At 71.6% G+C, this 12,340-nt stretch carries 13 protein-coding genes; 8 read left to right on the top strand and 5 right to left on the bottom strand.

Translation table 11 applies throughout. The annotated features are described in order from the left end of the window. Positions 1-305 precede the first annotated feature (305 nt). Positions 306-1,526: a radical SAM family heme chaperone HemW gene (gene hemW / locus HHX35_RS03510; RefSeq protein WP_182897523.1), complete on the top strand. Its 1,221-nt coding sequence runs from the start codon at positions 306-308 to the stop codon at positions 1,524-1,526. Here the strand turns inward: hemW and HHX35_RS03505 are convergent. Continuing rightward, positions 1,523-2,329: a DUF3097 domain-containing protein gene (locus HHX35_RS03505; protein WP_139579468.1), complete on the bottom strand. Its 807-nt coding sequence runs from the start codon at positions 2,327-2,329 to the stop codon at positions 1,523-1,525. The genes hemW and HHX35_RS03505 overlap by 4 nt on opposite strands. Positions 2,330-2,347: 18 nt before the next feature. Beyond that, the gene (locus HHX35_RS03500; RefSeq protein ID WP_182897522.1) at positions 2,348-3,010 is read right to left on the bottom strand and encodes a hypothetical protein; all 663 of its coding nucleotides are present in this window, start codon (positions 3,008-3,010) and stop codon (positions 2,348-2,350) included. 192 nt (positions 3,011-3,202) lie between these two features. Here HHX35_RS03500 and hrcA point away from each other — a divergent pair, with 192 nt between their 5' ends. The 3 genes from hrcA to HHX35_RS03485 are packed head-to-tail and all read left to right on the top strand — an operon-like array spanning position 3,203 to position 6,097. Further along, complete coding sequence (gene hrcA / locus HHX35_RS03495; protein WP_182897521.1) at positions 3,203-4,216, top strand: heat-inducible transcriptional repressor HrcA; 1,014 nt, start codon at positions 3,203-3,205, stop codon at positions 4,214-4,216. After that, positions 4,217-5,353, top strand: coding sequence for a molecular chaperone DnaJ (dnaJ, locus tag HHX35_RS03490; RefSeq protein ID WP_139579471.1), 1,137 nt, complete (start codon positions 4,217-4,219; stop codon positions 5,351-5,353). It abuts the gene before it with no gap. Between the two features lie 9 nt (positions 5,354-5,362). Beyond that, complete coding sequence (locus HHX35_RS03485; RefSeq protein ID WP_182897520.1) at positions 5,363-6,097, top strand: 16S rRNA (uracil(1498)-N(3))-methyltransferase; 735 nt, start codon at positions 5,363-5,365, stop codon at positions 6,095-6,097. Positions 6,098-6,113: 16 nt separating this feature from the next. Here HHX35_RS03485 and HHX35_RS03480 read toward each other — a convergent pair whose 3' ends face one another. The 3 genes from HHX35_RS03480 to HHX35_RS03470 all read right to left on the bottom strand — a co-directional run bounded on the left by HHX35_RS03480 (position 6,114) and on the right by HHX35_RS03470 (position 8,619). Next, a complete protein-coding gene (locus HHX35_RS03480) occupies positions 6,114-7,319 on the bottom strand; it encodes a lipase (RefSeq protein ID WP_310738877.1) in 1,206 nt (401 codons plus the stop codon). A gap of 158 nt (positions 7,320-7,477) precedes the next feature. Continuing rightward, a complete protein-coding gene (locus tag HHX35_RS03475) occupies positions 7,478-8,143 on the bottom strand; it encodes a hypothetical protein (RefSeq protein WP_182897519.1) in 666 nt (221 codons plus the stop codon). Then, a complete protein-coding gene (locus HHX35_RS03470) occupies positions 8,140-8,619 on the bottom strand; it encodes a SigE family RNA polymerase sigma factor (protein WP_111697223.1) in 480 nt (159 codons plus the stop codon). Before HHX35_RS03470 ends, HHX35_RS03475 begins: the two co-directional genes overlap by 4 nt. 244 nt (positions 8,620-8,863) lie before the next feature. Between HHX35_RS03470 and HHX35_RS03465 the strand changes: the two genes are divergently transcribed. The 4 genes from HHX35_RS03465 to HHX35_RS03450 are packed head-to-tail and all read left to right on the top strand — an operon-like array spanning position 8,864 to position 12,078. Further along, positions 8,864-9,208: a histidine triad nucleotide-binding protein gene (locus HHX35_RS03465; RefSeq protein ID WP_310738876.1), complete on the top strand. Its 345-nt coding sequence runs from the start codon at positions 8,864-8,866 to the stop codon at positions 9,206-9,208. A gap of 53 nt (positions 9,209-9,261) precedes the next feature. Then, a complete protein-coding gene (locus tag HHX35_RS03460) occupies positions 9,262-10,284 on the top strand; it encodes a PhoH family protein (RefSeq protein ID WP_139579476.1) in 1,023 nt (340 codons plus the stop codon). Positions 10,285-10,312: 28 nt separating this feature from the next. After that, positions 10,313-10,786: an rRNA maturation RNase YbeY gene (gene ybeY / locus HHX35_RS03455; RefSeq protein WP_079312172.1), complete on the top strand. Its 474-nt coding sequence runs from the start codon at positions 10,313-10,315 to the stop codon at positions 10,784-10,786. After that, entirely contained in the window at positions 10,783-12,078 is a 1,296-nt protein-coding gene (locus HHX35_RS03450; protein ID WP_182897517.1) for a hemolysin family protein, read from the top strand. The genes ybeY and HHX35_RS03450 overlap by 4 nt, the downstream gene beginning before the upstream one ends. Positions 12,079-12,340 lie beyond the last annotated feature (262 nt).

Genomic DNA, 12,340 nt, shown 5'->3' with positions numbered 1-12,340 from the left:
CTCGAGCGTGCACGGCGACTGATCTCAAGAAGGTGATGATTTGTCATGGCGTTGCGCGGCGGCCGAGTGGGCGCGCCATTAGAATGACCGATACGACATATGGTGCGATATGGGGTGAGTGAGGCAATGACGGACAGGGTGCTACTTCACTACTGACGGAGGCGCAACGCCTTCGGAAGGCGTGGATCGGCCGGCATCCGCACCCCGAATCTTCTGGTGTGAACCAGCGCCTCGCCCGAGCCGGAAACGGATCCCGGTGATCAGGGCGTCAGTGGCAGGGCGCGAGTGGCGGCAGACTGGAGAGCGTGCCTTCAGTGCTTCCCGACGGCGATCCCGTCCCCGTGAGCGGCGAGCTGCCGTCCGAGGCTCTCGACGGGCTCGGCTCCCGTCCGTTCGGCTTCTACGTCCACGTGCCGTTCTGCGCGACGCGCTGCGGTTACTGCGACTTCAACACCTACACGGCGGCCGAGCTGGGCCCCGGCGCCGCGCAGCGCGACTACGCCGCCACCGCGGTCGAGGAGATACGGCTCGCCCGGCGCGTGCTGGGAGACGCCGCGCCGCCCGTGGAGACCGTCTTCTTCGGCGGAGGGACGCCGACCCTGCTGCCCGCCGCCGACCTCGTACGGATCCTCGACGCGATCGGCGAGGAGTTCGGCCTGCGGCCGGACGCCGAGGTGACGACCGAGGCCAACCCCGAGTCGGTGGACCCGGCCTACCTGAAGGAGCTGCGGGCGGGCGGGTTCACCCGCGTGAGCTTCGGCATGCAGAGCGCGGGCGAGCACGTCCTCGCCGTACTCGACCGGCGGCACACCCCCGGCCGGCCCGCCGAGGCCGTACGGGAGGCCCGCGCGGCCGGGTTCGAGCACGTCAACCTCGACCTGATCTACGGCACGCCGGGGGAGAGCGACGACGACTGGCGGGCCTCGCTGGAGGCCGCGCTGGCCGCCGGGCCCGACCACGTCTCGGCGTACTCCCTGATCGTCGAGGACGGCACCCGGCTCGCCGCCCGGATCCGACGCGGCGAGCTGCCGATGCCGGACGACGACGTGGCGGCCGACCGCTACCTGATCGCCGAGGAGCTGCTGACGGCCGCGGGCCTGAGCTGGTACGAGATCTCCAACTGGGCGGCGGGAGACGAGGCCCGCTGCCGCCACAACCTGCTGTACTGGACCGGCGGCGACTGGTGGGGGGCCGGACCGGGGGCGCACAGTCACGTCGGCGGCACCCGCTGGTGGAACGTCAAGCACCCCGCGGCGTACGCCGCCCGCCTGGCGGCCGGGACCTCGCCCGCGCACGCCCGTGAGGTGCTGCCGGCGGAGGACAGGGCCGTCGAGCGGGTCATGCTGGAGCTGCGCCTCGCCTCGGGCTTCCCGCTCGCCGACCTCGCCCCCCAGGCGCGTACGGCGTGCGCGCGGGCGCTGGCGGACGGGCTGCTGGAGGTGGAGGCGTTCAAGGCGGGCCTCGCCGTGCTCACGCTGCGCGGCAGGCTGCTCGCCGACGCCGTGGTGCGGGACCTGACTGCCTAAGCCGGAGCCGTGACGAAGTCGATCAGTTCTTCCACGCGGCCGAGCAGTTCGGGCTCCAGGTCGGCGTAGGTCGTGACCCGGCCCAGGATGTGCCGCCACGCCTCCTGGGGGTCCATCCGCCAGCCGAGGGCCGCGATCACGCCCTCCTTCCAGGGCACGCCGCGCGGCACGTCCGGCCAGGCGGGGATGCCGAGCACCCGGGGCTTGACCGCCTGCCAGATGTCCACGAACGGATGCCCGACGACGAGCACGTCGTCGCCGGACACCCGGGCGGCGATGCGGCTCTCCTTCGAGCCGGGCACCAGGTGGTCCACGAGCACGCCGAGCCGCCTGCCCGGCTCGGGGCCGAACTCCTCGACGATGGCCGGGAGGTCGTCCACGCCCTCCAGGTATTCGACGACGACCCCCTCCACCCGCAGGTCGTGTCCCCAGATCCGCTCCACCAGCGAGGCGTCGTGGACGCCCTCGACGTAGATGCGGCTCTCCCTGGCGACCTGCGCGCGCAGGCCCCCGACCGCGATCGACCCCGAGGCGCTCCGCAGCGGCCCCTTCGGACCGGCCTGGGGGCGCACCAGCGTCACCGGTTCGCCGTCGAGGAGGAATCCGGCGGGCGTCAGCGGGAACACCCGCCGCCGGCCGAACCGGTCCTCCAGCGTCACGGCCTCCTTGTCGCAGGCCACCACCGCGCCGCAGAAACGGCCCTCGGCGTCCTCGACCACGAGGTCGGGCTCGGCCGGGATCTCGGGGATCTGCCCCCGCCGTGGCCGCCGCCAGTCTCCGGAAAGCACGTCCCGCCCGTACATGCGGGGAACGCTAGCAAATCACGCCAGGCGACGGCGGGCAGCGGAGCGGCGCGCGAGCACGACGATCGTCACGATCAGCGCGGCCAGGAAGCCGACGGTGGGCAGCGCCAGCAGCGCGACGGCGCCGCCCACCAGCATGCCGACCGCGCCGGTGAGCTGCTTGCCGACGCCGAACCGCACCCCGTCGCCCTCGCAGGCGAGCTGGTAGGTGCCCGCCTCGGGGACGCCGGCCTCGAACAGCAGCTCCCAGGTCGTGCCGTTCAGCGTGACGGTCTGCGAGACGGCCGGCCGGGTCAGCCGCACCCGCGGGTCGGCGCCGTCGCCGAGCTGACAGCGGACGTCGGTGGGCTGGTCGACGGCCGCGTAGATCGCCGGCTTGTCCGCGGGATCGAGCGCGACGTTCACCGACTGCCCGCCGGAGAAGATCGTGGCGGGCGCGGCGTCGCCGAGCGTGGAGAACAGGCCGCCGGCGAACCCGCCGACGCCCGCCACCACCAGGACGACGAAGAGCGCCCAGGAAAGGAAGATCCACAGCAGCCGGGGCCGGATCTGCCGGGGGGCGGCGTACGCCGGGGGGAAGGGGTGCGGCATCCGCAAGGTCACGTCGGCCGGTGCCGGGGGCATGGGGCGGGGCACCCGCATGGTCACGTCGGCCGGCGTGGAGTTCTGGTTCTCGTGCATGGGTGAAGAGTCGACCATGCGGCTTGTGGTCGATTTGCAGCTCGCTTGTCCTGGTGCCCTGCGTCGTCCTGGTGCCCTGCGTCGTCTTGGTGCCCCCTGCGTTATCGCACCACGTGGGGTGGTAGCCGTACACTTGGCACTCGGGAACACAGAGTGCCAGAGTCGGTGTTTCCACGCACAGGGAGGTGACGATTGCTCGACGACCGCAAGCTCGCCGTCCTGCGCGCCATCGTCGAGGACTACGTGTCCACCAACGAGCCGGTGGGATCCAAGGCCCTGGTGGACAGGCACAACCTCGGCGTCTCCCCGGCGACGATCCGCAACGACATGGCGGCGCTGGAGGAGCAGGGATACATCACCCAGCCGCACACCAGTGCCGGCAGGGTGCCGACCGACAAGGGATATCGCCTGTTCGTCGATCGGCTGTCGCAGATCAAGCCGCTGTCCGGCGCGGAGCGCAGGGCCATCGAGACCTTTCTCGCCGGGGCCGTGGACCTCGACGAGATCGTCATGCGCACGGTGCGGCTGCTCGCGCAGCTCACCCGGCAGGTCGCGGTGGTCCAGTACCCCTCGCTCACCAGGTCGTCGGTCCGTCACGTGGAGATCGTCCCGCTCGCGGAGCGCCGGGTCATGCTGGTGCTGATCACGAACACCGGACGGGTCGAGCAGCGTGTGGTCGACCTGCCGGAGGCCATCGCCGACGACCGGATCGCGAACCTGCGCGCCGTGCTCAACGCGTGCCTGGACGGCTGCGGCCTGTCCCAGGTGCCGGAGACCGTGGCCGACATTCCCGAACGCCTGCCTCCCGAGGACAGGCCGGTGGCGGCCACGATCCTGTCCGTGCTGCTCGAGACGCTCGTCGAGCGGCACGAGGAGAAGATCGTTTTTGGTGGGACGGCCAACCTCGCCGCCGCCGACCTCAGCATCGGCCTGCGGGACGTGCTGGAGGCGCTGGAGGAGCAGGTCGTCCTCATTCGCCTGCTGGGGGAAACCGGCGGGCTGTCCGAACTGACCGTCCGCATCGGATCCGAGAACCCCTACAGCGGGCTGCGCGGCACATCTATCGTGGCCGCGGGATACGGTTCGGGCGACAGAGAACTGGCCCGGCTCGGAGTGCTGGGCCCGACACGAATGGACTATCCGGTGACGATGGGTGCGGTGCGCGCGGTGGCGCGTTACGTCGGCCAGATCCTGGCGGGGTCATAAGTGTCCAACGACTACTACGCGACCCTTGGCGTACGGCGCGACGCCAGCCAGGAAGAGATCAAGAAGGCATACCGCCGTCTCGCCCGTGAGCTGCACCCGGACGTCAACCCCGATCCGGAGACCCAGGAGCGGTTCAAGGAGATCAACCAGGCGTACGAGGTGCTGTCCGACGCGGGCAAGCGCCGTATGTACGACATGGGCGCCGACCCGTTCGGCGGCGGCGGCGCGGGGCCGGGGGCCGGCGGTTTCGGCGCGGGCTTCCCGTTCAGCGACATCATGGACGCCTTCTTCGGCTCGGCGGGCGCCGCGCGGGGGCCCCGCTCCCGCGCCCGCCGTGGCCGCAACGCCACCATCAGGGTCGAGCTCGACCTGTCGGAGACGGCCTTCGGCACGACCCGCGAGATCGTGGTCGACACGGCCGTGGTCTGCGAGGTCTGCCAGGGCTCCGGGGCGGCGTCCGGCACCCACCCCGACACCTGCGACATGTGCCACGGGCGCGGCGAGGTCTCGCAGGTGACCCGTTCGTTCCTCGGCCAGGTCATGACCTCCCGTCCCTGCCCCCAGTGCGGCGGGTACGGCAGCGTCATCCGGCACCCCTGCATGGAGTGCTCGGGCGAGGGACGGGTCAGGACCCGGCGCACGATCAAGGTCAGGATCCCGGCCGGCGTCGAGGACGGCACGCACATCCAGCTCGCGGGCGAGGGCGAGGTCGGCCCCGGCGGCGGGCCTCCCGGCGATCTGTTCCTGGAGATCGTCGAGCGGCCGCACCAGATCTTCGAGCGACGCGGCGACGACCTGCACTGCACGGTCCACATCCCGATGACCGCCGCCGCGCTCGGCACCTCGATCGCGATCGAGACGCTCGACGGGGCCGAGGACATCGACGTGCGGCCCGGCACCCAGGCCGGCCAGGTCATCCCCCTGTACGGCAAGGGCGTCCAGCGGCTCAACGAGACCGGCAGGGGCGACCTGCTGATCCACGTGAACGTCGAGACGCCGACCAAACTCGACCCGCAGCAGGAGGAACTGCTGCGCGAGCTGTCGAAACTGCGTGGAGAGGAGCGGCCGCCAGGCAAGTTCTCGCCGGGCCAGCAGGGCTTCTTCTCCCGCCTGCGGGACGCCTTCAACGGCCGCTGAGCTGATCGCATGAGTGTTCCCGTGTTCCTGTCGGACGCGGCCGGCCGGGCGGCGGACACGATCGTCCTCGACGGGCCGGAGGGGCGGCACGCCGCCGCCGTACGCCGCCTGCGGCCGGGGGAGCGGATCGACCTGACCGACGGCGCGGGGCGGGTGGCCGAGTGCACGGTCACGGCGGCCGGCAAGGACTCGCTGACCGCCGAGGTGCTGCGCCGGTTCGAGGTCCCGCCGCCCCGCCCGAGGCTGGTGGTCGTCCAGGGCCTGCCCAAGGGCGACCGGGGCGAGCTCGCGGTTGAGATGATGACCGAGGCGGGGGTCGACGTGATCGTCCCCTGGGCCGCCTCCCGCTGCGTGACCCAGTGGAAGGGCGACCGGGCCGCCAAGGCCCTCGCCCGCTGGCGCGGCACGGCACGCGAGGCGGCCAAGCAGGCCCGGCGCTTCCACCTGCCCGAGGTGACCGAGCAGGCCACGACCGCGGCGGTCGGCTCGCTCGTCTCCGCGGCGGCGCTCGCGGTCGTCCTGCACGAGGAGGCCGCCGAGCCGCTGAGCCGCCTGCCCCTGCCGGAGGAGCCGGGCGACATCGTGATGATCGTCGGCCCGGAGGGCGGCGTCACCGACGAGGAGATCGCCGCGTTGCGGGCCGCGGGAGCCACGCCGGCCCTGCTGGGGCCGACGGTGCTGCGGACCTCGACGGCGGGCGTGGCCGCGGCGGCCGTCCTGCTGTCCCGCTGCGGCCGCTGGTGAGAGCTAGGTCGCATCCCTAGCCGAGGAAGCTCACCTCGGGGAACGCGCGACTCGGCCCGTCGAACAGGCGGGTCTTGCGGCCCTTCAGCCGCAGGTCGAGGAACGCGGCCACGTAGGCACGCTGGGCCGCGATCGAGCGGACCGGGCCGATGGTGCCGACGATCTCGGACGGCGTGCCCAGGCGGTCCGAGATCCGCGGGACCAGCGCCTGCAGGTCGGAGAAGGAGTAGTGCTTCGCTCCGGCGAGCCGCAGGTCGCGCTTCCAGCCCCGGCGCTGCTTCCTGAACGTCTCCCAGGAAGGGTCGTCCTGCTCGTCGGCGGCCAGTTGGAGGAACGGGCCGTCGAGGCCGCGCTCGGCCACCTCGCCCAGGAGCGAGCCGTCGAGGTTCACGCCCGCCTTGACCCGATGGTCGGCGTACATCAGCCGCGCCGTCGCCGCGCCGCCCATCGAGAAGCCCACGGCCGCCACCCGGGCGGTGTCCAGTGCCTTGTACAGCCGGGAGGGCAGCCCGGTGTGCCGCCCGGTGATCACGTCGAGGACGAACCGCAGGTCCGCCACCCTGACGTCGAGGGCCTTCATCGCGTCGTCCATGCTGTCCGCCCGCACCCTGGCGCGCTCCAGCCGCCCGCCGGGGAACTCGACGGCGGACGCCTCGTAGGTGTGATCGACCGTGACGACCACGTAGCCGCGCGAGGCCAGGTCCTCCGCCGCGAGCGTGCCCAGCGAGCGCGGCACCATGTAGCCGGGGGAGTAGAGCACCACCGGATAGCCGCCGGCTCTCGGCCGTACGGGCGCGTCCAGGCGGGCGTGCGTGCGGGTCGCCGCCCAGTCCACCTGGCCCGGCCGTACGCCGAGGAGGGCGGGCGCCGACGTGGCGTCGAGGTCGGCGGCGACCAGCGGCGGCAGGTGAGGGGACACCGGGTGCCCCTGCGCGCGGCTGGCGGGGTACCACACGCTCACCATGAGCTCCCGGTAGGGCCGTCCCGTCGCCCAGGGGTCGGGACGCGACCGGTCCACCAGGCGCACGGAGACCGTGCCGACCGGCAGCGGCCCCGACGGGGCGGGCAGGGAGAGCCGGATCCCGGTGACCGCGGAAATCCCCGGTGTCGTCGTCACAGCCGCCGTCGTCCCAGCCGCGGGCGCCGCGGACGCCGCCGGGACGGCGGCCACCGTGATGAGGGTCAGGGCCGCGCCGAGCGCGCCCACTCGCTTCCGCCACACTATTCGTCTCGCCTCTTTCGATCCTGATCGCTGTCGGTTGTGTGATCAGGATTCCAACGAGGAGGCGCGACGCCCTCCGGCCGTGTGAGGATCTCCCGGTGCGACCCCCGGTGATCGGGTGAGCACCGGTCATACCTCAGGATGACCGGCGGGCCGGGTCAGGGTGAGGGCGTCTCGGTCGCCGAGTCGAGCGTGGCCGTCTCCGTGGGCGTCGCGCTCGGGGTGACCGCGGGCGCGGACGTCGTGGGCGGAGCCGTCGAGGGACGGCGCGAGGCCGAGGGCTTCACCGTGGGCGGCTGCGTAACCGACGTCGGCGAGCACGTCGGGGGGAGGGCCCCGTCGGGCTCGATCACCCCGGGCTGGGGGGTGGGCGTGACGCAGGGATCGGACGGCGAGGGCGACGGCCGGGTGGTCGCGTCCACCTTGTGGGTCGGGGACGGGGCGGGCCGTCCGCGGGACGGGCTCGGGGTGACGGGCACGATCACGATCGGATGCGAGGGCGCCGGATTGGGCGGCCGGGTCACGGACGAGGTGTCCCTCTCGTCCTCGCGCTCGTCGCCGGCGGGGGCGATGCCCGTGGACTGCGCCACCTGGTCGCGCAGGCCGGGGACGACCATCACGACCGTGCCCGCCACGAGCACGGCCCCTGCGGCGGCCGCTCCGACCCGCCACCACAGCATGTTCCGCAGGCCGCGCAGACCGCGCTGGTCGATCCGCCCGCGGATGATTTCGAGTCCTTCGGGAGACGGCACGACCGAGTCCGCCTCCGCGCGCAGGGCACGGCGGAGCAACTCGCCGTACTCGTCGTCGGGAGGGAAGGTCATGAGAACTGCTCCAGTGCCATCCGTAGTGCGGCCATGCCGCGGGCCGTGTGACTCTTCACGGCGCCCTTGCTGATGCCCATCGCGTGTGCGATCTCGGCCTCCGACAGGTCGCCGTAGTAGCGCAGCACCAGCGCCTCGCGCTGGCGGGTCGGTAAGCCGCGGAGCGCCTCGATGACGGCCGAACGCTCCAGTTCACCGATCGCGCCGTTCTCCGCGCTCGGCGCGTCCGGCAGCCCCTTGGGCGCGTACTTCTCGACGACCGCGCGGTGCCGCAGCACGGAACGTGATCGGTTCACGACCGATTGGCGAAGGTAGGCCAGTGCCTTGTCGGTGTCTCTCAGCCTGCGCCAGGCGCCATGAAGGGCGACGAACGCGTCCTGAACGACCTCTTCCGCGCTGGCCACGTCACGCACCAGCAGCACGGCGAGACGCACCAGTGACCGATAGTGAGCGCTGTAGAGCGCCGTAACGGCCATGTCGGCATCCCACCCGACGGGCACCGTCCCCAACGACCTGTCGGCCACGAGGGTCTCGGTGGTCACATCAATAGGACGCTCGTCATCCCCGGGGGGTTTACGTTCTTCCGAATCATGAGGGGGCATGGCCCAGCGGTGTCCTCGCCCGACACTAGGGGGGTTTTCTGGTGCAGTCTCGCACACTCACACTAGCCGGGGGGATCATTGCAGTCATCAACTACCGCCAACGGCTAGGCTTTCGCGCGTGAGCGACTGCCTCTTCTGCAAGATCGTGGCCAAGGAGGTCCCGGCGGACATCGTCCTGGAGGCCGGGCGGGCGCTGGCCTTCCGCGACATCAACCCGCAGGCCCCCACCCACGTTCTCGTCGTGCCCAAGGCCCACCACGAGAACGCCGCCGTGCTGGCGGCGGCCGACGACGGCCTGGCCGACGACCTGCTCAAGGCCTGCCACGCGGTGGCCGTGCAGGAGGGCGTGGCCGAGACCGGTTACCGGATCGTGTTCAACACCGGGCCGGGGGCCGGGCAGACGGTCTTCCACGTCCACGCGCACGTCCTCGGCGGCCGAGGCCTCACCTGGCCCCCCGGCTGAGCGGCTAGCATAAGAAGGAACTAGGGAGGCGATCAGGGCCGCAAGGGCCGCCCATGTCCGAGTCACAGCACATCCACAAGACCCAGGCCAAGGTAGTCATCCCCGAGGGGCAGCCGATGGTCAGCCTCCTCGGGTCGGGTGACGAGCTGCTGCGGGTCATCGAGGGCGCCTTCAGCGCCGACATTCACGTGCGGGGCAACGAGATCACGATCACCGGCAGTCCCGAGGAGAGCGGCGTCGTCGTCCGCCTCTTCGAGGAGCTGGTGGAGTTGGTCGGCTCGGGTGCCGAGCTGTCCCCCGACGCGGTCGAGCGCAGCATCCACATGCTGCGGCAGGCCACCGACCGTCCGGCCGAGGTGCTGTCCCTGGACATTCTGTCCTCGCGGGGCCGCACCATCCGCCCGAAGACGGTCAACCAGAAGCGGTACGTCGACGCGATCGACAGGCACACCATCGTCTTCGGTATCGGCCCCGCCGGCACCGGCAAGACGTACCTGGCGATGGCGAAGGCCGTGAAGGCCCTGCAGAACAAGCGGGTCAACCGGATCATCCTCACCCGCCCCGCCGTCGAGGCGGGGGAGCGGCTCGGCTTCCTGCCCGGCACGCTCTACGAGAAGATCGATCCGTACCTGCGGCCGCTGTACGACGCGCTGCACGACATGCTCGACCCCGATTCGATCCCCCGCCTGATGTCGGCCGGGACGATCGAGGTCGCGCCGCTCGCCTACATGCGCGGCCGGACGCTCAACGACGCCTTCATCATCCTGGACGAGGCGCAGAACACCTCGCCCGAGCAGATGAAGATGTTCCTGACCAGGCTCGGGTTCAACTCGAAGATCGTGGTCACCGGCGACGTGACCCAGATCGACCTGCCCGGCGGCCAGGACAGCGGCCTGAAGGTCGTGCAGCACATCCTCGAAGGCATCGAGGACATCCATTTCAGCAGGCTGACCAGCGCCGACGTCGTACGGCACAAGCTGGTGAGCGACATCGTCGACGCCTACGGCCGTTACGACGCCGCGATGGCGTCGGAGCCGCGCGCGATCAACAAGCGGCCGCGGAACAACCGGCGGTGAGCGCGACCATGACGGGTGAGGAGACCCCGTGAGCATCGAGGTGGCCAACGAGTCCGGCGTCGAGGTCGACGAGTCGGCGCTGGTCGAGCTGGCCGGGCACGTCCTCGGCCGGATGGGGATCAACCCGCTGGCCGAGCTGTCGATCCTGGTGATCGACGAGGCGGCGATGGCCGAGCTGCACGAGCAGTGGATGGGGGAGCCCGGCCCGACCGACGTGCTGGCCTTCCCCATGGACGAGCTGCGGCCCAACGTCGGCGGCCGGGACGAGGACGCGTCCCCCGACCCGGCGCTGCTCGGCGACGTGGTGCTGTGCCCCCAGGTGGCGGCCAAGCAGGCCGCCGAGGCCGGGCACAGCGCCCAGGACGAGCTGGAGCTGCTGTGCACGCACGGCATCCTGCACCTGCTGGGCTACGACCACGCCGAGCCCGAGGAGCACGCCGAGATGTTCGGGCTGCAGGACGAACTGCTCGGCGCCTGGCGCGAGGTGCGGCGTAAGCCGTGAGCAACGGCTGGCTACTTTCCGCCGTCTTCCTGATCGTGGCCGGCGGCCTGCTGGCGAGCGCGGAGACGGCGCTGACCCGCATCTCCAGGGTGCGCGCGGAGGAGTTCGTCAAGGAGGGCCGGCGCGGCGCGGTGCGGCTGCAGGCGATCGTCGCCGACCCGCCGCGCTACCTCAACCTGGTGCTCCTGCTGCGTCTGAGCTGTGAGCTCGTCGCGACCGTGATCACGACGCTGCTGTTCATCGACTGGCTCGGCGACCGCGGGCAGGCGTACGCCCTGGCGGCCGTGGTGATGATCCTGGTGAGCTACGTCATCGTCGGGGTCATGCCGCGTACGCTCGGCCGCCAGCACGCCGAGCCGGTGGCGCTGGCGAGCGCGCCCATCGTGTACGGCCTGACCCGGATCTTCGGCCCGCTGCCCGAACTGCTGATCCTGCTCGGCAACGCGCTCACCCCGGGCAAGGGCTTCCGCGAGGGCCCGTTCACCTCCGAGGCCGAGCTGCGCGACCTCGTCGACCTGGCCGAGCAGCGCCGGGTCATCGAGCCCGACGAGCGGGAGATGATCCACTCGGTCTTCGAGCTCGGCGACACGCTGGTGCGCGAGGTCATGGTGCCGCGAACCGACATGGTCTTCATCGAGCGCGGCAAGACGCTGAACCAGGCGCTCTCGCTGGCGCTGCGCAGCGGGTTCTCCCGCATCCCCGTGGTGGGGGAGAACGAGGACGACGTGGTGGGCATCGCCTACCTCAAGGACATCGTCCGCCGCATCCAGGACACCGGCGACGGCGGCGTGCGGGTGGACGAGCTCATGCGCCCCGCGACGTACGTGCCGGAGAGCAAGCCGATCGACGAACTGCTGCGCGAGATGCAGGCGCGGCAGATCCACCTCGCCATCGTCATCGACGAGTACGGCGGCACCGCCGGCCTCGTCACCATCGAGGACGTCATCGAGGAGATCGTCGGCGAGATCGCCGACGAGTACGACCAGGAGGCCCCGCGGGTCGAATGGCTGGACGACGGGGCGGTGCGGGTGACCGCGCGGCTCCCGGTCGACGAGCTCGGCGAGCTGTTCGACGCCGAGATCGAGGTCGAGGACGTCGACACGGTCGGCGGCCTGCTGGCGCACGCCCTGGGCCGGGTGCCGATCGCGGGCTCGGAGGCGGTGGTCGGCGGCCTGCGCCTGACGGCCGAGAACCTGGCGGGGCGCCGCAACCGCATCAGCACGGTCGTCGTGCGCCGCGAGGAGCCCGCGACGGGCGACGAGGTCGTGGCCGCCGGCGCCGACCACGAGTGACCCGTCGCCGTCCGGGACTGCAAGCGTCTTTCAACCCAGCTGCAAGCGCGCCCGGCCACTGTTGTCCCAGGCGCTCAGAAGGGGTTCGGGGCGCCTCGTTGGGGAGTCCGGCGCGCCGGGAGGGGGTTCGCGGCGCACCGGAGCCTCCCATGGGGGATCCGTAATCGGTGCGGGGCTCTCACCCGGCTCGGGTGGGAGCCCCGTATTGATGAGAACTCCGTATTGATTACGCAAAGTGATTACCCGCTCGCGGTCCGGGGAA

Origin of the sequence: Microbispora sp. H10830, assembly GCF_014161375.1 — a bacterium.
GTDB classification, from domain to species: Bacteria; Actinomycetota; Actinomycetes; order Streptosporangiales; family Streptosporangiaceae; genus Microbispora; species Microbispora catharanthi.
This window is presented reverse-complemented; position numbering and strand designations above follow the sequence as displayed.

Bases quoted from the DNA above. Each gene is read 5' to 3' on its own strand.
- HHX35_RS03475 (WP_182897519.1), bottom strand. From the start codon at position 8,143: ATGACCTTCCCTCCCGACGACGAGTACGGCGAGTTGCTCCGCCGTGCC.
- HHX35_RS03500 (WP_182897522.1), bottom strand. From the start codon at position 3,010: ATGCACGAGAACCAGAACTCCACGCCGGCCGACGTGACCATGCGGGTG.
- HHX35_RS03505 (WP_139579468.1), bottom strand. From the start codon at position 2,329: ATGTACGGGCGGGACGTGCTTTCCGGAGACTGGCGGCGGCCACGGCGG.
- HHX35_RS03470 (WP_111697223.1), bottom strand. From the start codon at position 8,619: ATGGCCGTTACGGCGCTCTACAGCGCTCACTATCGGTCACTGGTGCGT.
- HHX35_RS03460 (WP_139579476.1), top strand. From the start codon at position 9,262: ATGTCCGAGTCACAGCACATCCACAAGACCCAGGCCAAGGTAGTCATC.
- HHX35_RS03485 (WP_182897520.1), top strand. From the start codon at position 5,363: ATGAGTGTTCCCGTGTTCCTGTCGGACGCGGCCGGCCGGGCGGCGGAC.